At 62.9% G+C, this 21,783-nt stretch carries 23 protein-coding genes; 11 read left to right on the forward strand and 12 right to left on the reverse strand.

Annotated elements, in window-relative coordinates; translation table 11 throughout:
* Nucleotides 1-149 precede the first annotated feature (149 nt).
* From rluB to ACM6IM_RS13360, 5 genes are all read right to left on the reverse strand, one after another.
* The gene (gene rluB, locus ACM6IM_RS13340) at nt 150-1,361 is read right to left on the reverse strand and encodes a 23S rRNA pseudouridine(2605) synthase RluB (RefSeq protein ID WP_414865358.1); all 1,212 of its coding nucleotides are present in this window, start codon (nt 1,359-1,361) and stop codon (nt 150-152) included.
* Nucleotides 1,362-1,669: 308 nt separating this feature from the next.
* Nucleotides 1,670-2,671: an SMC-Scp complex subunit ScpB gene (gene scpB, locus ACM6IM_RS13345; protein ID WP_414865359.1), complete on the reverse strand. Its 1,002-nt coding sequence runs from the start codon at nt 2,669-2,671 to the stop codon at nt 1,670-1,672.
* A gap of 11 nt (nt 2,672-2,682) precedes the next feature.
* Entirely contained in the window at nt 2,683-3,504 is an 822-nt protein-coding gene (locus ACM6IM_RS13350; protein ID WP_192302176.1) for a segregation and condensation protein A, read from the reverse strand.
* On the reverse strand, nt 3,505-4,134 hold the full coding sequence (locus ACM6IM_RS13355; protein WP_192302177.1) for an L-threonylcarbamoyladenylate synthase: 630 nt from the start codon (nt 4,132-4,134) through the stop codon (nt 3,505-3,507).
* A gap of 13 nt (nt 4,135-4,147) precedes the next feature.
* On the reverse strand, nt 4,148-5,011 hold the full coding sequence (locus ACM6IM_RS13360; protein WP_192302178.1) for a PHP domain-containing protein: 864 nt from the start codon (nt 5,009-5,011) through the stop codon (nt 4,148-4,150).
* A gap of 87 nt (nt 5,012-5,098) precedes the next feature.
* Between ACM6IM_RS13360 and ACM6IM_RS13365 the strand changes: the two genes are divergently transcribed.
* From ACM6IM_RS13365 to ACM6IM_RS13390, 6 genes are all read left to right on the forward strand, one after another.
* Entirely contained in the window at nt 5,099-5,695 is a 597-nt protein-coding gene (locus tag ACM6IM_RS13365) for a septation protein A (protein ID WP_414865360.1), read from the forward strand.
* A gap of 1 nt (nt 5,696) precedes the next feature.
* Nucleotides 5,697-5,996 carry a YciI family protein gene (locus ACM6IM_RS13370; protein WP_192302180.1) on the forward strand — a complete coding sequence of 100 codons (300 nt, stop codon included), beginning with the start codon at nt 5,697-5,699 and terminating at the stop codon, nt 5,994-5,996.
* Nucleotides 5,997-6,106: 110 nt separating this feature from the next.
* Nucleotides 6,107-6,520, forward strand: a complete 414-nt coding sequence (locus ACM6IM_RS13375; RefSeq protein ID WP_201189794.1) for a translation initiation factor 2 — start codon at nt 6,107-6,109, stop codon at nt 6,518-6,520.
* Nucleotides 6,521-6,527: 7 nt separating this feature from the next.
* Nucleotides 6,528-7,205: a response regulator transcription factor gene (locus tag ACM6IM_RS13380; RefSeq protein WP_192302182.1), complete on the forward strand. Its 678-nt coding sequence runs from the start codon at nt 6,528-6,530 to the stop codon at nt 7,203-7,205.
* A 189-nt stretch (nt 7,206-7,394) separates the two neighbouring features.
* Nucleotides 7,395-7,844, forward strand: a complete 450-nt coding sequence (locus tag ACM6IM_RS13385; protein WP_192302183.1) for a Spy/CpxP family protein refolding chaperone — start codon at nt 7,395-7,397, stop codon at nt 7,842-7,844.
* A gap of 168 nt (nt 7,845-8,012) precedes the next feature.
* Nucleotides 8,013-9,353, forward strand: coding sequence for an ATP-binding protein (locus ACM6IM_RS13390; RefSeq protein ID WP_414865361.1), 1,341 nt, complete (start codon nt 8,013-8,015; stop codon nt 9,351-9,353).
* A 108-nt stretch (nt 9,354-9,461) separates the two neighbouring features.
* Here the strand turns inward: ACM6IM_RS13390 and ACM6IM_RS13395 are convergent, their stop codons facing one another.
* The gene (locus tag ACM6IM_RS13395) at nt 9,462-10,028 is read right to left on the reverse strand and encodes an NAD(P)H nitroreductase (RefSeq protein WP_414865362.1); all 567 of its coding nucleotides are present in this window, start codon (nt 10,026-10,028) and stop codon (nt 9,462-9,464) included.
* A gap of 121 nt (nt 10,029-10,149) precedes the next feature.
* On the opposite strand from ACM6IM_RS13395, the gene ACM6IM_RS13400 reads away from it, so the two are divergent.
* Complete coding sequence (locus ACM6IM_RS13400; protein WP_192302186.1) at nt 10,150-11,604, forward strand: TrkH family potassium uptake protein; 1,455 nt, start codon at nt 10,150-10,152, stop codon at nt 11,602-11,604.
* Here the strand turns inward: ACM6IM_RS13400 and ACM6IM_RS13405 are convergent.
* Entirely contained in the window at nt 11,561-12,622 is a 1,062-nt protein-coding gene (locus tag ACM6IM_RS13405; RefSeq protein WP_414865363.1) for an AraC family transcriptional regulator, read from the reverse strand. The genes ACM6IM_RS13400 and ACM6IM_RS13405 overlap by 44 nt on opposite strands.
* A gap of 160 nt (nt 12,623-12,782) precedes the next feature.
* On the opposite strand from ACM6IM_RS13405, the gene ACM6IM_RS13410 reads away from it, so the two are divergent.
* Both ACM6IM_RS13410 and ACM6IM_RS13415 read left to right on the forward strand, forming a co-directional pair.
* The gene (locus ACM6IM_RS13410; RefSeq protein ID WP_201189803.1) at nt 12,783-13,094 is read left to right on the forward strand and encodes an Mpo1-like protein; all 312 of its coding nucleotides are present in this window, start codon (nt 12,783-12,785) and stop codon (nt 13,092-13,094) included.
* Between the two features lie 99 nt (nt 13,095-13,193).
* The gene (locus ACM6IM_RS13415; protein WP_414865364.1) at nt 13,194-13,784 is read left to right on the forward strand and encodes an HD domain-containing protein; all 591 of its coding nucleotides are present in this window, start codon (nt 13,194-13,196) and stop codon (nt 13,782-13,784) included.
* 36 nt (nt 13,785-13,820) lie between these two features.
* On the opposite strand, the gene ACM6IM_RS13420 is transcribed toward ACM6IM_RS13415, so the two are convergent.
* Nucleotides 13,821-14,636, reverse strand: coding sequence for a UDP-2,3-diacylglucosamine diphosphatase (locus ACM6IM_RS13420; RefSeq protein WP_201189805.1), 816 nt, complete (start codon nt 14,634-14,636; stop codon nt 13,821-13,823).
* 135 nt (nt 14,637-14,771) lie between these two features.
* Here ACM6IM_RS13420 and ACM6IM_RS13425 point away from each other — a divergent pair, with 135 nt between their 5' ends.
* A complete protein-coding gene (locus tag ACM6IM_RS13425) occupies nt 14,772-15,530 on the forward strand; it encodes a helix-turn-helix transcriptional regulator (RefSeq protein WP_192302190.1) in 759 nt (252 codons plus the stop codon).
* A gap of 91 nt (nt 15,531-15,621) precedes the next feature.
* Nucleotides 15,622-16,515: a DMT family transporter gene (locus ACM6IM_RS13430; RefSeq protein ID WP_414865365.1), complete on the forward strand. Its 894-nt coding sequence runs from the start codon at nt 15,622-15,624 to the stop codon at nt 16,513-16,515.
* Here the strand turns inward: ACM6IM_RS13430 and ACM6IM_RS13435 are convergent.
* The 4 genes from ACM6IM_RS13435 to recQ form a co-directional block, all read right to left on the reverse strand.
* Nucleotides 16,509-16,796 (reverse strand): SelT/SelW/SelH family protein, encoded by a 288-nt coding sequence (locus ACM6IM_RS13435; protein WP_414865366.1) that lies wholly within the window; start codon nt 16,794-16,796, stop codon nt 16,509-16,511. The two genes, ACM6IM_RS13430 and ACM6IM_RS13435, sit on opposite strands and share 7 nt — an antisense overlap.
* A gap of 45 nt (nt 16,797-16,841) precedes the next feature.
* Nucleotides 16,842-18,593, reverse strand: a complete 1,752-nt coding sequence (locus ACM6IM_RS13440) for a FimV/HubP family polar landmark protein (RefSeq protein WP_414865367.1) — start codon at nt 18,591-18,593, stop codon at nt 16,842-16,844.
* Between the two features lie 127 nt (nt 18,594-18,720).
* Nucleotides 18,721-19,155 carry a MarR family transcriptional regulator gene (locus ACM6IM_RS13445; RefSeq protein ID WP_414865368.1) on the reverse strand — a complete coding sequence of 145 codons (435 nt, stop codon included), beginning with the start codon at nt 19,153-19,155 and terminating at the stop codon, nt 18,721-18,723.
* A 129-nt stretch (nt 19,156-19,284) separates the two neighbouring features.
* The gene (gene recQ / locus ACM6IM_RS13450) at nt 19,285-21,411 is read right to left on the reverse strand and encodes a DNA helicase RecQ (RefSeq protein WP_414865369.1); all 2,127 of its coding nucleotides are present in this window, start codon (nt 21,409-21,411) and stop codon (nt 19,285-19,287) included.
* Nucleotides 21,412-21,783: the final 372 nt, after the last annotated feature.

Below are 21,783 nucleotides of genomic sequence, written 5' to 3' on the forward strand. Positions count from 1 at the left end.
CAACGCAGTGTTGCGGGGATTGTCCGGGCCTGATTCTGAGTCAGCGATTTTTGGGGTCGCTATGCCCGCGCAAGGGGGCCCCGAGAACAAAAAACCCGCAAAAAAAAACGCCAACCCGAAGGTTGGCGTTTTTCATGTGGCGCCGGCGATCACTCCGGCTTGCGACGGCCAAAGCCCGGACGCTGGCCCGAACCGGCCGGTCCGCCACGACGCTTGCCCGACGGCGCATCGCCGTCGACCAGCTTGATCCCCGGACGCTTAGGCGCCGGCTTGGCCGGGCGCCTGGTCTCGACCGGACGGTCGGCGACCGGCGTACCGCGACCTTCGCCACGCTCGGTCCGGCCATTGGCCGGACGTGGCGTACGAGGGCCACGTTCGCCTTCCTGACGCGCGACCGGCTTGCGCCCCGCACGTTCGCCTTCCAGCTGTGGCTCGCGACCGGCGCGCGGGGCGGCAGGCCCGTCCGCCGCCGGACGCAGGGTGCGCACGCGCTCGGTCCTGGCCATCGGCCGCGACGATTTACGCTGCATCCGCTCCAGCTTGTCCTTGCTCTTGGCGTTCAGTTGCGGCATCGCCACCGGCGTCAGGCCCACTTCGGCACTGAGGATGTCGACTTCGTACTGGCTCATTTCGCGCCAACGGCCCATCGGCAGGTCGGAATTGAGGAACACCGGGCCGAAACGCACGCGCTTCAGGCGGCTGACCACCAGGCCCTGGGATTCCCACAGGCGACGCACTTCGCGGTTGCGACCTTCCATCACCACGCAGTGGTACCAGTGGTTGAACCCTTCGCCACCGGGTGCCTGCTGAATGTCGGTGAAACGCGCCGGACCGTCTTCGAGGACGACACCCGCTTTCAGGCGCTCGATCATTTCGTCGTCGACTTCACCGCGCACACGCACCGCGTACTCACGGTCCATCTCGAAAGACGGGTGCATCAGGCGGTTGGCCAGTTCACCGTCGGTGGTGAACATCAGCAGGCCGGTGGTGTTGATGTCCAGGCGGCCGATGTTGATCCAGCGCCCTTCTTTCGGACGCGGCAGCTTGTCGAACACGGTCGGACGACCTTCCGGATCGACGCGGGTGCAGATCTCGCCATCGGGCTTGTTGTACATGATCACGCGGCGGACCGATTCGGCGGCCTCTTCGCGCTTGATCACCTTGCCATCGATGGTGATGGCGTCGTGCATATCGACACGTTGACCCAAGGTGGCATCTTTGCCATTGACCTTGATCCGGCCGTGGCTGATCCACGCCTCCACGTCACGGCGCGAGCCGACGCCGATACGGGCGAGGACTTTCTGCAGTTTTTCGCCTGCTGGGCCGATTGGCTGGTCGTCGTTCTGTTCGTTGATACTCATCTGGGCACCTCCCGGTGTGGTCTGTTCAGGCTGGGCCTGAAGTGTTGTAAACCTGTGGCCTGGGCGAAGGGATCGCCGAAGGGTCGCGAATCATACGCTCATGCAAGCGTTTGCGCATCAGAGAGTAGTTGATCCAGGCACGATCAATGGCTTTTCCGCTGGCCGGCAGCACTGAATCTGGATGATCCACTGCGGGAGCGAGCCTGCTCGCGATGGCGGATGCTCATTCAACATCCCGGTGACTGACCCACCGCTATCGCGAGCAGGCTCGCTCCCACACCGACTGTCGGTGGTCCCGGAGCTTGTCGTCAGTCCTCGAACTCGCGGCGTTCGGCTTCGATGGCTTCGGCCAGCGCCAGTGCTTCGGCTTCCTCATCGCTGAGTTCAGGCTTGGGCTGCTCCAGGGCCGCGACGGCCGCCAGGAGTTTTTCCCGGGCCTCGGCAACGCCGAGAATATCGTCGTCCTGCTCCGGCTCGGGTTCGGATTCGAGTTCGGATTCGGATTCGGATTCGGGCTCGACTTCAACCTCAGGCTCAATCTGCACGCCGTCGGCTTGCGGCTGAACATCAGGCGAATCAGGTCCAGGCACCTCGCCATCGCGCAACACGTCGTCAAAATCGGTCTTGAGCCCCTCTTCCATGCTGTCCAGTTCCAGCAACAGCGTGTGGAAACTGGTTTCCTCCCGTGGCTCCTCCGGTTCGGCGCTGGCATCCGCCAGCGCCTGCAAGCCGGCGGGCACCGGCGCGTCATCGAAGTCGAGCACCGGGTCGGGTTCCAGCTCACGCAGGTCCGCGAGCGGCGGCAAGTCGTCGAGGTTTTTCAGGTTGAAGTGGTCGAGAAACGCCTTGGTCGTGGCAAACATCGCCGGTTTACCCGGCACGTCGCGGTAGCCGACGATGCGAATCCACTCACGCTCCAGCAGCGTCTTGACGATGTGGCTGTTGACCGCCACGCCCCGCACGTCTTCGATCTCGCCACGGGTAATGGGTTGGCGATAGGCGATCAAGGCCATGGTTTCGAGCATGGCGCGGGAGTAGCGCTGCGGCCGCTCTTCCCACAAGCGGCCCACCCAGGGCGAGAATTTTTCGCGAATCTGCAGGCGATAACCGGACGCCACTTCCTTCAATTCAAAGGCACGGCCGTCACAGGACTTGGCGAGCAGGGCCAGTGCCTTCTTGAACACGGGGGGTTCGGGCCGCTCGCCTTCTTCGAACAGTTCGAACAGGCGTTCAAGCGATTGCGGTTTTCCCGAGGCCAACAGAAAGGCTTCAAGCAGTGGCGCCAGCTCGCGGGGTTCAGTCAGGTTCATGATTCAACTCGTTATTCGGCTCGGGCTCGCACGTGGATCGCCGCGAACGGCTCATTCTGCACCAGCTCGACCAAAGATTCCTTGACCAGTTCAAGGATGGCCATAAAGGTCACCACCACACCCAAACGCCCTTCTTCGGCGGTAAAAAGCTCGATAAAAGGCACGAAACCACCGCCCTTGAGGCGCTCCAGCACATCGCTCATGCGTTCGCGGGTGGACAGTGCCTCGCGGCTGACCTGATGGCTTTCGAACATGTCGCCACGGCGCAGGACCTCGGCCATGGACATCAGCAATTCCTCCAGGCTGACGTCGGGCAGCAACTTGCGCGCCCGGGCCTCCGGAGCGTCGAGCTTGGGCACGACCACATCGCGGCCGACGCGACTCAGGCCGTCGATGCCTTCGGCGGCGTTCTTGAAGCGTTCGTATTCCTGCAGGCGGCGGATCAATTCGGCGCGCGGGTCGTCTTCTTCCTCTTCGACGGTTTCGGCCCGGGGCAACAGCATCCGCGATTTGATTTCGGCCAGCATCGCGGCCATGACCAGGTACTCGGCGGCCAGCTCCAGGCGCACCGACTGCATCAGCTCGACATACCCCATGTACTGGCGGGTGATTTCCGCCACCGGGATGTCGAGGATGTTGATGTTCTGCTTGCGGATCAGGTACAGCAGCAGGTCGAGCGGGCCTTCGAAGGCTTCGAGAAACACCTCGAGCGCATCCGGCGGGATGTACAGGTCCAGCGGCATTTCCAGGACCGCCTGGCCATAGACCATGGCGAAGGGCAGCTCCTGCTGAGCGCCGGCCTGACTGTCGACAACGGGTTCCACGGCGGACATCTAGGCCTCGGCCATGAACGGCGAGGGGTCGCCGCAACCGACGCGAATCACTTCCGGCTCGCCGTCAGCGAGGTTGATCACGGTGGAGGCCTTGATCCCGCCGAAACCACCGTCGATGATCAGGTCCACCTGGTGCTCCAGCAGCTGGCGCATTTCGTAAGGGTCGCTCAGCGGATCGGTGTCGCCGGGCATGATCAGCGTAACGCTCATCAGCGGCTCGCCGAGCTCTTCCAGTAGCGCCAGGGCGATCGGATGGCTGGGTACCCGCAGGCCGATGGTGCGCTTTTTCGGGTGCAGCAACAGGCGCGGGACTTCGCGGGTGGCGTTGAGAATAAAGGTGTAGGGCCCTGGCAAATGCGCCTTGAGCAGGCGGAAGGTACCGGTATCGATCTTGGCGAACAGCCCGAGTTGCGAAAGATCGCTGCAGATCAGCGCAAAATTGTGCTTGTCGTCGAGGCCTCTCAACCGACGCACACGCTCCACGGCAACCTTGTCGCCGATCTGGCAACCAATGGCGTAGGACGAGTCAGTGGGATAAATCACCACCCCGCCCTTGCGGATGATCTCGACAGCCTGTTTGATCAGACGCGCCTGCGGGTTTTCCGGATGAATCTGGAAAAATTGACTCACATTCTCTACCTGTTCAGACGGCGGCAATAATTGGGTCATGTTTGAACCGACACCACAGTGGCGGCAGATCCTCCGGGAGCGGACGGTATTCACCGATCTCGGACCAGCCTCCAGGACCATGAAAATCACTGCCGGCACTGACCAGCAGGCCAAATTCGCGGGCCAGAATGGCCAGGCTGCCCACTTGCTCGGCGGGCTGATAGCCATTGACCACTTCGATCGCCTGGCCTCCCGCTTGAATATAGTCAGAAATCAGCCGGCGACGCTTGCTGCGCGTGAAATCGTAATGCCAGGGATGCGCCAGGCTGACCCAGGCATCCGATGCCCGCAGGGTCTCGACGGTCTCTTCCAGGCTCGGCCAGTGTTGCTTGACGTCTCCCAGCTTGCCGGCCCCGAGCCATTTGCGGAACGCCTCGGCGCGGTCCCTGACGAACCCTTCACGCACCATCCAGTCCGCGAAGTGCGGCCGGGCCGGCGCGTTGCCGCTGTCGCCCAGTGCCTGTTGAATGGCGCGTGCGCCTTCCAGAGCACCCGGCATGCCCTTGAGCGCCAGCTTGCGGCTTATTTCTTCAGACCGCAGCCAGCGACCATCGTGCAATCGGGCGATGGCCTCGACCAGCGGTGGCGCCGTCACATCAAATCCGTAGCCCAGCACATGAATGGTCGCGCCGCCCCAGGTGCAGGACAATTCGACGCCGTTGACCAGTTGCATCCCCAGCGCCGTTGCTGCGCTGCGGGCCTCTTCAAGGCCTTCGACGGTGTCGTGATCGGTCAGCGCCAGCACTTGCACGCCTTTCTCATGCGCGCGCGCCACCAAGGCAGCGGGCGCGAGCGCACCATCGGAGGCGGTGCTATGGCAGTGCAAATCGACGTTCACGGGGATACTTGACCTCAAATCAGCTGGCGCTATCGCGCGCCCATATGTTTGTTATTATGCCGCCACATCCTGCTTCTGGCTGCCACTGTGAAACAATTCATCGATTTCATCCCGCTCCTGCTGTTTTTCATCGTATTCAAGATAGACCCCCGGGTCGTCGACATCGCCGGCCATCAGGTGACGGTAGGCGGTATCTACAGTGCCACCGCGATGCTGATCATCAGCTCCCTGGTGGTCTACGGCACGCTCTTCATCAAGCAGCGCAAGCTGGAGAAGAGCCAGTGGCTGACCCTCATCGCCTGCCTGGTCTTCGGCAGCCTGACCCTGGCGTTCCACAGCGAGACCTTCCTGAAATGGAAAGCCCCGGTGGTCAACTGGCTGTTTGCCCTGGCGTTCATCGGCAGCCACTTCATCGGCGACCAGTTGCTGATCAAGCGCATCATGGGCCACGCACTGACTCTGCCCGACCTGGTCTGGACGCGCCTGAACATCGCCTGGATCGCGTTTTTCCTGTTCTGCGGCGCGGCCAACCTGTTCGTCGCGTTCACGTTCCAGGACTACTGGGTCGACTTCAAGGTCTTCGGCAGCCTGGGCATGACGGTGCTGTTCCTGGTCGCCCAGGGCATTTATCTGTCGCGCCATCTGCACGACGCCGAGACCACCACGCCAAAAACCGAGGACTGACATGCTTTACGCAATCATTGCCACAGACGTCGCCAACTCCCTGGAAGCCCGCCTGGCCGCACGGCCTGCACACCTCGAGCGCCTGCAGGCGCTCAAGGGCGAAGGCCGCATCGTGTTGGCCGGTCCGCATCCGGCCGTCGACAGCAACGATCCAGGCGCGGCGGGTTTCACCGGCAGCCTGATCGTCGCGCAATTCGATTCCCTGAGCGCCGCGCAGGCCTGGGCCGACGCCGACCCGTACGTCGCCGCGGGCGTCTACGCCAACGTGACCGTCAAGCCGTTCAAGCAAGTCCTGCCTTAACATCTCCCGCCGCGATGAACCTTCTCGGTTCATCGCGCTCTCAATCGCTCATTATTCTCGTTTGCCTGCCGACAACCTGCCCAATACTCGATTGGAATTCAGGAGTTGCCATGCGCAAAGGTCCGTTGTGTCTGATGTTGGTCACGTTGTCGATGGTGGCACCCGCCCATGGTGAAGAAAGCACCGAGGGCAGCCACTCGACGCCTCTGTCCTTGAGCGCCGGCGCCCAGATCACCGAGTTGCAGCAACGCTTGAAGGCAAGCGAACAGCAACGGGAAGAGTTGAGCAAACAACTGCAGAATGCCGATGCCGAACGTGAAAGCGCCCAGCTGGGCCGCTTGCGCCAAGAAAACCAGCGATTGAAGCTGCAACTCAAGGAAGCCCAGGCCGGCAGTCCGCTTCAGCATTTTCTCACCGACCAGCAGCAATGGTTCGTGATCGGTGCGGGAGTTGCGCTATTGGCCCTGCTCTGCGGTATCTTCGCCAGTGGTGCAAGTCGCAAACGTCGACAATGGCTAAATTGAGTGAGTCATGAGCGAGCTGTTATTAATTGATGACGATCAGGAGCTGTGTGAGCTGCTGGTCAGTTGGCTGAGCCAGGAAGGCTTCCTGGTGCGTGCCTGCCACGATGGCCAGAGCGCCCGCCGGGCACTGGCCGAAACGTCCCCCGCCGCCGTGGTGCTGGACGTGATGCTGCCCGACGGCAGCGGCCTTGAACTGCTCAAGCAATTGCGCAGCGACCACCCGGACTTGCCGGTGCTGATGCTTTCTGCCCGCGGCGAACCGCTGGACCGCATCCTCGGCCTGGAACTGGGCGCCGACGATTACCTGGCCAAACCCTGCGATCCACGGGAACTGACTGCCCGCCTGCGCGCGGTGTTGCGCCGCAGCCATCCGGCGGCGGTGTCCAGTCAGCTCGAACTGGGGGACTTGTGTTTCAGCCCGGTGCGCGGCGTGGTCAGTATCGATGAACAGGAATTCACCCTCACCGTGTCCGAAAGCCGTTTGCTCGAAGCCTTGCTCAAGCAGCCCGGCGAGCCACTGGACAAGCAGGAACTGGCGCAGATCGCCCTCGGCCGCAAGTTGACCCTGTACGACCGCAGCCTGGACATGCACGTCAGCAACCTGCGCAAGAAAATCGGCCCCCACCCCGACGGCCGCCCCCGCATCGTCGCCCTGCGCAGCCGGGGTTACTACTACAGCCTCTGAGGGGGCATCGGTGAAACGCTTGCAGGCGCGAGCGTGCTCGCGATGCACGTCAACGAGGGGCCGGCGTTTGTAAGAACCGCTCAAAACAGTCTTTACCCAAGCTTTACGCTCCGCTGACCGCCGCTGACCTTGAACTCCGTAATCTGAACTCATCCGGAACGTACCGGGAACGAGACAAGGAGATTCACCATGCGCAAGACTCTTATCGCCCTGATGTTCGCTGCGGCCCTGCCCACCGTTGCCATGGCCATGCCTGAAGGCACCGGCCCGATGGGTGGCCCGCTGGACGGCCCACGCCACGGTGGCCAGATGCACGAGATGCGCGGCAAAGGCCCGTACAGCCAACTGGACCTGAGCCGCGAGCAACGCGAGCAGATCCGCAAGATCATGGGCGAACAGATGCACGAGCGTAAGCAGGTCGTCGACAAGTACCTGGAGAAACTCTCGCCAGCAGACCAGAAGGCCATGAAGGACGAGATGGCGGCCAACCACAAGAAAGCCGAAGCGGATGTACGGGCTCTGCTGAAACCGGATCAACAGAAGAAATTCGACGAGATCCAGAAGAAACAGGCGGAACGCCGTGCCGAATGGGCTGAATTCAAGGCCTGGAAAGCGCAACAACCGCAAAAAGCGCAATAATGCGCTAACCCGAACCCGGCGGCTGAACCCGCCGGGTTCGTTGACATTAAAAATGTGGGAGCGAGCCTGCTCGCGATGACGGAGTGTCAGTCGACAACGTTTTACTGACCCACCGCCATCGCGAGCAGGCTCGCTCCCACATGGACTGTGCAAGTTCGAGGGCTTTCTGTGCGTTCATTGTTCTGGCGAATCCTGGCCAGCTTCTGGCTGGCCATCACCCTGGTTGCAGGGCTGTCCATCCTGCTCGGGCACATGCTCAATCAGGATGCCTGGATTCTCAGCCGGCATCCGGGCCTCAACACCCTGGCCGAGGAGTGGACGCAAACCTACGAAGCCCAGGGCGAGGAAGCAGCCCAGGACATCCTCGAACAGCGCAAACGCCAGTACCACATTGACGTCCAGGTGCTCAACGAAAGCGGCGACCCGGTCGTTCGCGGCACCTTTCCGCGCCGCGCCGCAGCCTTTGAAGCGCGCCAGAACAACGATGACCGGCGCCTGCCCTGGCGCCGTCTGACCGATGAATACACCAGCGCCAAGACCGGCGACACCTACCTGCTGATCTACCGCATCCCCCACCCGGAACTGGACGCGTGGCACCGCGAAAGCCTGCTCTGGCCACTCAGCGCACTGGGCATCGCCCTGGTGGTGCTGACCCTGTTCAGCCTGTTGGTGACCTTGTCCATCACCCGTCCACTGAGCCGCCTGCGGGGGGCAGTGCATGACCTGGGGCAAACCACCTACCAACAGAACAGCCTGGTGAAACTGGCCAACCGTCGCGATGAATTCGGCGTGCTGGCCAACGACTTCAACCGCATGGGCGCGCGCCTGCAAAGCCTGATCGGCAGTCAGCGACAACTGTTGCGTGACGTTTCCCACGAATTGCGCTCGCCCCTTGCCCGGCTGCGCATTGCGCTGGCGCTGGCAGAGCGGGCCAGCCCCGAGGAACGGGAAAGGCTCTGGCCACGCCTGATCCGCGAGTGTGACCGGCTCGAGGCATTGATCAGCGAAATCCTGGTGCTGGCCCGGGTGGACGCCGACAATGCCAGCGCTGAAGAGGTCGATCTGAATGCGCTGCTCAATACCCTGCAAAAGGACGCACAACTGGGCTCGCCGGAACAGACCGTCGAGCTGGACGCCGAAGCGAACCTCAACCTCAGAGGCTGGCCGACGATGATCGAGCGCGCCGTGGACAACCTGCTGCGCAACGCCCAGCGGTTCAACCCGGCCGGGCAATCGATTGAATTGCAGGCACTGCGTCAAGGCGAGCGGATTGTGGTTCGGGTGCGCGACCATGGCCCCGGCGTGGACGCCGAACACCTGAACCAGTTGGGCGAGCCGTTTTACCGGGCTCCCGGGCAAACCGCGCCAGGGCATGGCCTGGGGTTGGCCATCGCCCGCCGCGCGGCGGAGCGGCATGGGGGTAGCCTGGTGCTGGCCAATCATCCCGACGGCGGGTTCATTGCCAGCCTGGAGTTGCCGCTGGTGCCGGGGGCCGTCGTCCAGTCCTGACCACTTGTGGGAGCGGGCTTGCTCGCGAAAGCGGGGTGTCAGTCACCATCGATATTGACTGACCCACCGTATTCGCGAGCAAGCCCGCTCCCACATTTGATCGTTGTATCAGCTCTTGCCCGGCCAGGCGCTGACAAATTTCCCCAGATTTTCTTTCTCCGCCACACGCGGTTCCTTTTGCGGTGTCCCCAGGTACAGGAAGGCAATCACCTCCTCGCCTTCCGCCAGGCCCAGGCCGTTGGCCACATGGGGCGAATAGGCCAGCTCACCGGTGCGCCAGACTGCGCCGATTCCCTGGGCGTACGCCGCCAGCAAAATCCCGTGCGCCGCACACCCCGCCGCCAGCAGTTGCTCGGACTTCGGATACTTGACGTGATCCTGCACCCGCGCGATGACCACCACCACCAGCGGTGCCCGCAGCGGCCCGTTACGCGCCTTGTCCAGCGCCGCTTCCGAAACCTCGCCGTCCTGCAATTTCGCCGCTTCGGCCAGCAACTCGCCCATCTGTTCCCGTGCTGCGCCCTCGACGGTGAGGAAGCGCCACGGCTGCAAGTGGCCGTGGTCCGGCGCACGCATTGCCGCGTTGAACAGCACTTCACGCTGTTCGGCGGTCGGGGCCGGATCAAGCAATCGTGGGACGGAAACACGGTTGAGCAACGCGTCGAGAGCCTGCATCGGCCACCTCCTGAAAAAATTGTCCGGCTATTCTAGCGGTAAGCGTCCGGCGGTGCCGGTTTACATGCCCTGCCCCATGGGTAGAATGGCGCCCTCCCCACTTTCAGCCCGAGCGGACTTCATGGCGTTGCCGACTTTACGAACCATTGGTTTCATCATCGGCCTCTTCCTGATCACGCTGGCGATCGCCATGGTCGTGCCCATGGCCACCCTGGTGATTTTCGAACGCACCAGTGACATGCCATCGTTCCTCTGGTCCAGCATGATCACGTTCCTGGCGGGTCTCGCCCTGGTCATCCCCGGTCGTCCCGAGCATGTGCATCTGCGCCCGCGGGACATGTACCTGCTGACGGTCAGCAGCTGGCTGGTGGTGTGCATCTTTGCGGCGCTGCCATTCCTGCTGACCCAGCACATCAGCTACACCGACTCCTTCTTCGAGAGCATGTCGGGGATCACGGCCACCGGCTCAACGGTGCTCAACCATCTGGACGACATGTCGCCCGGCATCCTGATGTGGCGCTCGCTGCTGCACTGGATCGGCGGCATCGGCTTCATCGGCATGGCGGTCGCGATCCTGCCGTTGCTGCGCATCGGTGGCATGCGCCTGTTCCAGACCGAGTCCTCGGACCGTTCGGAAAAAGTCATGCCTCGCTCGCACATGGTGGCGCGGTTGATCGTGGCGGCCTACGTCGGCATCACCATTCTCGGCAGCCTGGCGTTCTGGTGGGCAGGCATGAGCCCGTTCGATGCGATCAACCATGCGATGTCGGCCATTTCCACCGGGGGGTTCTCCACCTCCGACCTGTCACTGGCCAAGTGGACGCAACCGGCGGTGCACTGGGTGGCCATCGTCATCATGATTCTCGGCAGCCTGCCGTTCACCCTGTACGTGGCGACCCTGCGCGGCAATCGCAAGGCCCTGATCAAGGATCAGCAGGTCCAGGGGCTGCTCGGCATGCTGCTGGTCACGTGGCTGGTGCTCGGCACCTGGTACTGGTGGACAACCCAGCTGCACTGGCTGGAGGCGTTGCGGCACGTGGCGCTGAACGTGACCTCGGTGGTCACCACCACCGGTTTTGCGCTGGGGGACTACAGCCTCTGGGGCAACTTCTCGTTGATGCTGTTCTTTTACCTGGGTTTTGTCGGCGGCTGTTCGGGCTCGACTGCGGGGGGGATCAAGATTTTCCGCTTCCAGGTGGCCTACATCCTGCTCAAAGCCAACCTTAACCAGCTGATTCACCCGCGCGCGGTGATCAAGCAGAAGTACAACGGCCACCGTCTCGACGAAGAGATCGTGCGCTCGATCCTGACCTTCTCGTTCTTCTTCGCCATCACCATCTGCGTGATTGCGCTGCTGCTGTCACTGCTCGGCGTCGACTGGATGACGGCCCTGACCGGCGCGGCCAGCACCGTGTCCGGCGTCGGCCCGGGGCTGGGCGAAACCATCGGCCCGGCGGGCAACTTCGCCAGCCTGCCGGATGCGGCCAAGTGGATTCTCTCGTTCGGCATGCTGCTCGGCCGACTGGAGATCATTACGGTGTTCGTTCTGTGTATTCCGGCGTTCTGGCGTCACTGACCCGGTTCGGCGCCTCCATCAGCCGCACCCGGTACTCGCCGGGTGTGGCATCGAACCAGCGGCGAAAGGCGCGGAAGAAATTGCTCGGGTCGGCAAAACCCAGCAGGTAGGCGATTTCCAGCAAGGTCATGGTCGGCTGCGCGAGGTACTGCTCGGCCAGTTCGCGCCGGGTGTCGTCGAGCAATGTCTGAAAACTGGTGCCCTCTTCCTGCAGGCGTCGCTGCAATGTCCGTTGTGACAGGTGCAGCGTTTGCGCCACGGCGTCGCGCTTGGGCTCGCCCTGGGGCAGCAGTCGGCACAGCACCTGGCGGGCCTTGTGGGTCACGCGACTCTCGGAAAACCGCGCCAGGTACTCCCCGGCAAAGCGATCATGCAACAGCGCCATGGCCTCGTTGGCAGTGGGCAGCGGCGCTTCCATGTCGGCGCGTTCGAAGATCAGCGCGTCATACGGCGCGTTGAACATCAACGGTGCGTGGAACGCCTGTTTGTAGGGAGCGAGATCGGCGGGTTCTTCGCCCTGCACCAGCACCTTGCGCGGTTGCAGGGTCCGCCCGGTCAACCAGCCGCACAAGGCCAGCGCGCACGCCAGCGACGCCTCGGCACTTTGCCGGGTCGGCGGCAGGTGATCGCCGTGGACCGTCAGAATCAGCGCATAACCTTCGTCCAGCAGGCGGAAGCTCAGGTCGGCGCTTTCGGCGATGATGCGTTGATAACGTACCAGCCGCTTGAAGCCCTCGGCCAGGGTCTGGCTGGACATCAGGGCGTAGCCGGCCACATGGAAGGATGCCGGTCGCACCACCTTGCCCATGTTCAGGCCGATCGCCGGGTTGCCGGACAGCTCGACGGCGCGCTGCCACAGTCGAGTCATGGAGTCTTGCGGGAAGCGCGCATCCGGATCATCCAGCAACGCGTAGTCGAGCCCCAGCTGCTTGAACAGAACCCGGCAGTCCAGGCCGTCCATTTCCAGTGCCTTGACAATCCCCATCGCCCAGCTTGAAGAAGTCGTTCGTTCACTCATGGCGTTTACTTACATGGTGAGCCGCATGCCACGGCCAATTTCCGAAGGATACTAAAGTGGCGCCTATTGTCACTGGCTGATGCCAATGATCACTCTAGACTCAAATAGGCTCCCCGCAGAACAACTTGCAGTCATAACAATAACCACAGAGATCGCAGTCGTGGAAAACATCAGGCGTTTCAATAGCTTCGCTGAGTTTTACCCCTATTACCTCAGTGAACACAGCAACCGTACATGCCGACGATTGCACTTTATCGGCACGACGCTGGTTTTTCTGATCGTGGCCCTGAGCATCGGCAACGGGGCCTGGTCTTGGCTGCTGGCCCTGCCGCTGGCCGGCTACAGCTTCGCCTGGGTCGGGCATTTCTTCTTCGAAAAGAACCGGCCGGCGACCTTCCAGCATCCGTTCTACAGCCTGCTCGGCGATTTCGTCATGTACCGCGACATGCTGCTGGGCCGCGTGCCGTTCTAGGCCCGCCGGGCCAGCAAAGCGTCCTGCCCGGCCAGTGCGCAGGCGATGGCAGGTTCTAGACTGAAAAAATCCCTGTCGACAAGAACAAGAGGATGACCGATGAATGCCAATGCCCGTTTCACCCACATGCAGGACGGCACGCAGGAAGACTGGGCGATAATCGCTGCGGACTTCAGTGCCTACGCCAGGCAGCTGCCGGCGCGGATCCTGGCGCACCTGAAGCTGCTGGAGGGTGATTTCGGCGGGTTCCCGGTGGATCGCCTGACCCACTCCCTGCAAACCGCCAGCCGGGCCTGGCGCGACGGTCGCGATGAAGAATACGTGGTCTGCGCCCTGCTCCACGACATCGGCGACACCCTGGGCTCCTACAACCACCCTGACATCGCGGCGGCGATCCTCAAGCCGTTCGTCAGTGCCGACAACTTGTGGATGGTGGAGAAGCACGGGATTTTCCAGGGCTATTATTTCTTCCATCACCTGGGCATGGATCGGCATCTGCGCGAGCAATTCCGCGATCATCCGCAGTACCAGGCGACCATCGAATTCTGCGCCCGCTACGACGCCGCCGCGTTTGACCCGGCCTACGACACGCTGCCGCTGAGTTTCTTCGAGCCGATGATGGAGCGTGTGTTTGCGCAGCCGAAAAACTCGATCTACAAGGCGGCGATGCAGACGTATGCACCGGCCTGAAAGATCTCGCGACAGGGCCGGCCCAGACAACTCGTTCTAGGCCGGCTCCGCGACCTTCAGCCCCTTCAATTCCGCCTCCCGCGCCTGGGCATCCGCCAGCCGGTACAGCTCGATCGAACCATCCCAGTGCTCGATCAGGGCCGTACAGGACTCCACCCAGTCGCCACAATTGAGGTAGTCCACCTCACCGACCTTGCGAATCTCGGCGTGGTGAATGTGCCCGCACACCACACCGTGCAACTCACGCTTGACGCATTCGTGGGCGATCGCTTCCTCGAAATCGCTGATGAAATTGACCGCGGTCTTGACCTTGTGCTTGAGGTACGCCGACAGTGACCAGTAGCCATAGCCATAACGGGCGCGCCAGTGATTGAGCCAACGATTGAGGGTCAGGGTGAACTCATAGGCCGAGTCGCCGAGAAACGCCAGCCAGCGATGGTAGCGGGTGATCACATCGAACTGATCGCCGTGAATCACCAGCAGGTGGCGGCCATCGGCGGTCACGTGCACCGCTTCGTCCACCAGTTGGATGTTGCCCAGGATCAGCTTCGAATAACGGCGCAGGAATTCGTCGTGGTTGCCGGTGACGTAGATCACTTCGGTGCCGCGCTTGCTCATGGTCAACAGGCGCCGGATCACGTTGGTGTGTGCCTGGGGCCAGTACATGCCGCCGCGCAGTTTCCAGCCGTCGATGATGTCGCCGACCAGGTAGATCCGGTCCGCGTGATAGCGCTTGAGAAACTGTGACAGGTGTTCGGCCTGGCAATCCCGAGTGCCCAGGTGCACATCGGAAATCCACAAGGTTCGCACACGTTGCTTGCGACTGGGTTTGGCGAGCTCGGCGCTGGTCATGGGCAACCCTCTGCGATTGTTTTTGCAAGCTTGCGCCGGTCGGGTTAATGGCCCATGACAACCGCGAGTCAGTCCCGTGACAGCACGCCGGCACGGCCCGGGTGTAGACTGTCGGCCTTGTTCGGGAGACCCGCGATGAGACCGATCCTCACGCTGCGCCACTACACACATGACCTGATCGTCCACAGCCACGACCACGCGCAACTGGTGTTCGGGCTGTCGGGCGCGCTGGATTTCGAAGTCGACGGGCGTGGCAGCCAGGTGGTTCAGCAGAGTTTCGTGGTGGTTCCTTCCGGTTTCCACCATGCCTGCGGCAGCCGCGACGGCAGCCGCTGCCTGGTGCTGGATGTACCCGGCGATGAGTGGGTGACGCAGTGCCTGGGCGATCATGCCGATGCCAGCCGTCGCCTGCTTGACCACAGCGGGCGCCTGCCGCTGGATGCCGGGCAGAATCAGCTGGTCAACTGGCTGGCGAGCAGCCCCGTCAGCGATCCGCTGATTGCCCAGCAGGGTGCGGTGCTGTTGCTGGCCAGCCTCAACAGGAGCGAACCCGAGGTCAGCGGCGGACGGCGCCTGCCCTACGCCGCGCTCAATGCCCATATCGACGAGCACGCCGCCTATCCACTGCAAGTGGCTGACCTTGCGCGCATCACCGGCCTGTCCAGCGCCCGGCTGCATGCGCGATTCGTCGCCGAGTGCGGGCAGACCCCCATGGACTACATCCGTAGCCGCCGCCTGCACATGGCCGTCAACCTGTTGCGCACCTCGGCCCTGCCCATTGGCGAGATTGCCAACCGGGTTGGCTACGCTTCGCAAAGCGCCTTTTCAGCGGCGGTGCTGCGTGAGTTCGGTGCCTCGCCGGGCACCCTGCGACGCGAGTCTGGCAACAAATGACAGTAGTTTGGCGACAGACATGGCGGGCCGGACCGGGGTTAAATATCGCCACTGTGGTTCTGGCCACGCTCTACGTTTATCAAGGATCGCAATGACTCCCCGTACCGCCCTTGGCGCCTTGCATATCGGCGCCCTGATGTTTGGCCTGACCGGCGTGTTCGGCAAACTCGCCGCCGCTTCCCCGGCCGTCATCGTCTTCGGCCGCGCCGCCTTCGCCGTGCTCGCGCTGTTTGTTTTCGCGCGTTTTGCCAGCCAGACGCGCTGGCAAAAACTGCGCGCGGTGGACGGGCGACGCCTGCTGCTCGGTGGCGTACTGCTGGCCGGGCACTGGGTCAGTTTTTTCATCGCGGTAAAAGTGGCTGGTGTCGCCATTGCCACCCTGGGCTTCGCCAGTTTCCCCGCGTTCACCGTGATCCTGGAGGGGCTGATTTTCCGCGAGCGCATTCGCGCCAACGAGATCGTCCTGGTGGTGCTGGTGAGTATCGGGCTGGTGCTGGTCACGCCGGATTTCGACCTCGCCAGTGGCGCCACCACCGGGCTGCTGTGGGCAGTGGCTTCCGGCCTGTTGTTTTCGCTGCTGTCGCTGACCAACCGCGCCGGCTCCGCCGCCGTTCCGCCGGTACAGGCGGCGCTGTGCCAGAACGTGGTCGTCGCACTGTGCATGCTGCCGGTGGCCGCCCCTCAACTGGGTGACGTGCGCGCCATCGACTGGCTATGGATCAGTCTGCTCGGGGTGTTCTGCACCGGTCTCGCGCACAGCCTGTTCGTTGCCAGCCTCGCGGTGATCAAGGCCCGCACCGCCGCCGTGGTGTTCGCCATGGAGCCGGTGTACGGCATCACCGTGGCCTGGCTGTTGTTCAACGAAAACCCGACGCTGCGCATGCTGGTCGGCGGCGCCTTGATCATCGTCGCGATTGTGGTGTCCAGCCGGCTTTCAGGCGGTTCGAGCAGCAAAGCCGTGGCGGCCGAAGTCACGTCTCACTGAGTGCGGTCGTTGTGCCCGAGGTCGCGGTCCGGGTCAATCTGGTCACGGACCCGCTGCTTGAGCACCTTGGCTTCCGGAAAACCGCCATCGGCCTTGCGCTCCCAGATCTGCACGTCGTTGCAGGCGATGTGAAACACCCCGCCCGTGCCCGGCACCAGCGACACCTTGCCCAGGTCGTCGGCAAAGGTGCTGAGCAGTTCCTGCGCCAACCAGGCGGCACGCAACAGCCATTGGCATTGCGTGCAATAGGTGATGACGATTTCCGGTTTATGCATGTTCATGACGGGGCAGACTCCTGAGCCAGGGGGCGCCGCCATGATAGAGGCTCAGCGAATACCGGCCAACAGCGTCCGCGCAGTTTGCCTGAGGGGTTCGTCAGCCTCCCGGAGCAACTCGTTGAGCAGCTCGACGGCACTCTCCAGATCGCCATCATCGATGCAGGTCTGGGCCTGCTCCAGTTTGTCGGCATTGCTCGCCTCCGCCGGCCCGAGGTCCAGGGGTTCAAGTTCGAGCGAGGGGCCTTCATCACTGAAGCCATCGAGAAAATCGTCGTCCAGCGCCTGGGCATCGGGGTCGGCGATCCACTCCAGCTCGGGCTCTCCCAGGGTCGGCTCTTCCGGGCGTTCGAGCGGCAGCATGTGCAGGTTGGAAGCGAGTGCGGGGCCCGGCGTTTTTTCCGGGGGCGTGTCGCTCTCGAACGGGCTGACCAGATCCCAACTCGAATCCATCGACAGCGCCTCCAGGTTCAACTGGAACTCATCGCTGGCCGGCTGTTCGGCCGCTGGAGGTGTGACGGGAAGCGCTGCCGCCGGCGCCACTGGCGCCGCCGATTGGCTCAGTTTCGGGAAACGGGCACGCAGGTCCTGAAGCTGCTGAGCATCGAACCCGGCCTCGCGCAGGCTGTTTTCCTGGGCATCGTAGGCGGCTTCGTCGCCCTGCCTGCCCAGCACTTCCAGCAATTGCACGGCAAGGTCCGTCCGTTGCGGCTCCTTGGCCAGGGCATCGCGCAACAGTCCCGCCGCCTCGGAAAACCGCCCGTAGGTCAGGTACAAGCTCACGCCTTCCAGCACATCGCCGGTCGGTGCGTCGTCATGATGCTCCTGAGCGGGCTTGAAAAACGCGGTCTGCTGCACCGGTTGGAAAATCGCTTCAGGCACCCCGTCATCAAGCGTCGGCGGAACAGGCCCTTGTTCGGGCAATGCCTGGCCCAACTGACGCCTGCGACGCACGAACCACACCAGCACCAACAGGCCGAGCAACACCAGCAAACCGGCGATCAGCAGCCAATTGATGCCCTCGGGCTCCTGAACCGCGACAGGCGCCGGCGCCACCGTTTCCGGTACGGCCACTGGCGTCGGCGCCGGCTTGACTTCCGCCAACCGGGTCTGCAGTTCGGTGATCTGTTTTTTCTGCTCGGCGATCTGTTGGTCCTGGCCCTGCAGTTTCGCGCTCAGCTCATCGACGGTTGTTTGCAGTTGCTGGTTTTGCAGCACGCTGGCGGCCAATTGCTCGGCCACAGGGTCGTTGGCCGGGGCGGTGGGCGGTGGGGTCGGGGCAGGTTTTTTCGCGGCGGGCCGCGCAGTGGCAGCCGGTGTGACGCTCGGGAATGGCGAACTCGTGGAGCGAGTGGCCGGTTCCTCGGCCACCGGCACGATGCCCGGTGTACCTGGAGGGTCGATCAGCACCGTGTATTCGCGCACCACACGCCCGTTGGGCTGATTGAGCTGCACAAGAAATTCCAGAAAGGGTTCGTTGACCACCTTGCTGGAACTGACCCGGACCAGGCTGCGGTTACCGCGCAGGATCGGGGTGAACTTCAGGTCATTGAGAAAGAACACCCGCTCGACGCCGGCGCGGCTGAATTCGTCGGCCGTCGCCAGGCTGACGGACAGGTCGCCCTCCTCCAGGCCCGCGGCATCCTCCAGGGCGATATCGGCACGAAACGGCTGATTCAACGCCGAATGCACGGTGATCTCCCCCAGCCCCAGCGCGGACGCCAATGACGAGTAAGCCACCACTCCACCGGCCAGCAGCAACCTGGCGCACCCTCGCAGTACTACGTGCCAACTCTCGAGCATGAGCATCCCTTAGATAACCAGAACCAACTGCGCGTGATCGCGTATCCGGTACGAACACGATATTGCCTACTAGTTCTTTATAGTCTGCTCGGCGGGGTATCTCAAAAAGATGACACCCGGTTTTGCCTCAGGATTTTTCCAGGTTCGCCAGGATGTGCCCGTGAACCCGCATGCACACCTTCAGGTCGGCTTCGTCGACCCCCTGAAACAGTTCGTGACGCAACTGGGTGGCGATGGTTTCGATCTGTTCGATCAGGGGACGGGCCGGGGCACAGAGGACAATTTTTTTCGCCCGGCGGTCTTCCACCACAGATTGGCGTTGAACGAGCCCCTGGCTTTCCAGGCTGTCGAGCAGTCGGGCCAGGGTCGGCCCTTCGACGCCGACGCTTTGCGCCAGCTCCCGTTGGGTCGGCGCGGCGTCGAAACGGGCCAGGTGCAGCAGCACCAGCCAGCGCGCCTGGGACAAACCCAGGCCGGCCAGACGGCGGTCCAGCTCGGCCCGCCAGCCGCGGGACATATGGGCCAGTTGCATGCCAAAGCGGTGTTGATCGGTTAACGGCATAAAACACTCATGATTAAACTGAAATAGATAAAACTAATTATTAGTCAGCTAAGCATGGCCTTTGGCTGGAGGCAAGGTTTGCTCTGTACTGAATCGTTACATCAGCACACCGTGATCGGGAATTGCGCATCAGATCTCGAATTCCGATTGCAGCGCCGCCCTGACGCAATACAACACGCCCTCAGGCACGCGCCCGGCGAACAGCGCGGCAATCTCTGCCACCGGTGGTAATTCGCCCTCTCCATCGAGGAACGCATCCTGCACCTCCCCCATCAGGTCCTCGGGGAGGTCCAGGGCCTGCTCCAACGACAACTGCTGCTTGCCAATGGCTTCGGCGAGCAGGGTGTAGACGTTTTTTTCCGAACACTGAAGCTGGCCGGCAATCTGCAACGGCGTCATGCCGGCCCGGGCGAGCGTGATCAGTTCGTGACGCACATCGGCCACCACTTTCGGCGCCTCGACCTGACCGCCGAGCACTTCGAGGAAGGCTTCGCCGTAGCGCTCCAGCTTGCGCGCGCCGACGCCGCTGACCCGAGCCATTTCCGCCAGCGAAGTGGGCTGGCTGCGCAGCATTTCCAACAGCGTCGAATCGGGGAAAATGACGTAGGGCGGCACACCGTGCTCTTCGGCGAGCTTGCGGCGCAGGGCGCGCAGGGCTTCCCACTGCTCGCGCTCTTCGCCGCGCACCAGCTGGCTCGCCTGGTTCTTGCTGCTTTTCGCCGTGGTTTGCGGCTTGAGGTCGCGGCGCAGCTCCAGGGTCACTTCACCCTTGAGCAGCGGTCGACAACGGTCACTCAGGCGCAGGCCGCCGTAACCCTCCAGATCGATGTCGGCCAGGCCTCGTGCGACCAGTTGCCGGAACAGGGAACGCCACTCGCTTTCGCCCAGCGCCTTGCCGACACCGAACACCGACAGATGCTGATGACCGAAGCTGCGGACCTTTTCGTTGTCCTTGCCCAGCAACACGTCCACCAGATGACCGACGCCGTAGCGCTGACCGGTGCGATAGATGGCCGACAGGGCCTGACGGGCGGGCTCGGTGGCGTCCCAGGTCTGCACGCCATCGACACAGTTGTCGCAGTGGCCGCACGGCTGAGGCATGTCTTCGTCGAAGTAGGCCAGCAGCGTCTGACGGCGGCAGCGGGTCTCCTCGCAAAGCGAGAGCATCGCGTCGAGCTTGTGCTGCTCCAGGCGCTTGTGACGCTCGTCGCCTTCGGAGTTCTGCAGCATCTGCTTGAGCATCACCACGTCTTGCAGGCCGTAGGCCATCCAGGCGTCCGCCGGCAAACCGTCACGGCCGCCGCGCCCGGTTTCCTGGTAGTAGGCTTCAAGGGATTTGGGCAGGTCCAGGTGCGCGACGAAACGCACGTTGGGCTTGTCGATGCCCATGCCGAACGCCACCGTGGCGACCATGATCAGGCCTTCCTCGTTGAGGAAACGCCTCTGGTGTTCGGACCGGGTTTCGTTGGCCAGGCCCGCGTGATACGGCAACGCCGGAAAACCTTGCTCGCTGAGGAACACCGCCACTTCGTCGACTTTCTTGCGCGACAGGCAATAGACAATGCCGGCGTCACTGCGGCGCTCGGCGAGGAACGCCAGCAACTGCTTGCGCGGCTGCTCCTTGGGCACGATGCGGTAGAAAATGTTCGGCCGGTCGAAGCTGGAGAGAAAACGTTCGGCGTTCTGCAGGTGCAGGCGCTCGACGATTTCCTCGCGGGTGCGCTTGTCGGCCGTGGCCGTCAGGGCAATCCGCGGGACATGGGGAAACAACTCCGCCAGTTGCCCCAATTGCAGGTATTCGCGGCGGAAATCGTGGCCCCATTGCGACACGCAGTGCGCCTCGTCGATGGCAAACAGGGCGATTTCCAGGCTTTGCAGGAAGGCCAGCATGCGCGGCTGGACCAGGCGTTCGGGGGCGAGGTAGAGCATCTTCACCTCACCCCGCTTGATCCGCGCGGCGAGGTCGCGTTGCTGCTCGGCGCTCAGGGTGGAGTTCAACGAGGCGGCTGCCACCCCCAGTTCTTCGAGGGTCGCCACCTGATCATCCATCAGCGCGATCAGCGGCGACACCACCACCGCCAGGCCTTCGCGCAACAGCGCCGGGACCTGGAAGCACAGGGACTTGCCGCCACCGGTAGGCATCAGCACCAGGGCGTCGCCGCCGCTGGCTACGCGCTCAATGATTGCACCCTGACGGCCACGGAAACTGTCGTAGCCGAAGATGTCCTTGAGGACGCGTTGAGCCTGTTCGAGCATAAAAACTCCAAAAATCACCAAAACATCCCTGCAAGGCTGGTGCAGAACCCGCCACGCCGCACAGACAAATGGTAAGTGCGCATTGCATGACGCTTCACATTCCAGCCGCTCTGCCTGCAGGGACATCACAAAACGCGGGAGTATACCCGAGGCCTTCCCTGCAAGGGGCGCCGCTGAGAAGAGCGACACCATTCAATACCTGGGTTGGATGGCGACGGGTCTGCCACGACCGCGAGCAGGCTCGCTCCCACAGTGTCGAGCGTGAGCCGTAGATGGCGAACACCCCATGACCCCTTGTGGGAGCGAGCCTGCTCGCGATGACGTCGGCACATTCAGCAGGGATGGCGACCGGCCTGCCACGACCGCGAGCAG

It is taken from the genome of Pseudomonas sp. IT-P12 (assembly GCF_949767465.1).
Classification (GTDB): domain Bacteria; phylum Pseudomonadota; class Gammaproteobacteria; order Pseudomonadales; family Pseudomonadaceae; genus Aquipseudomonas.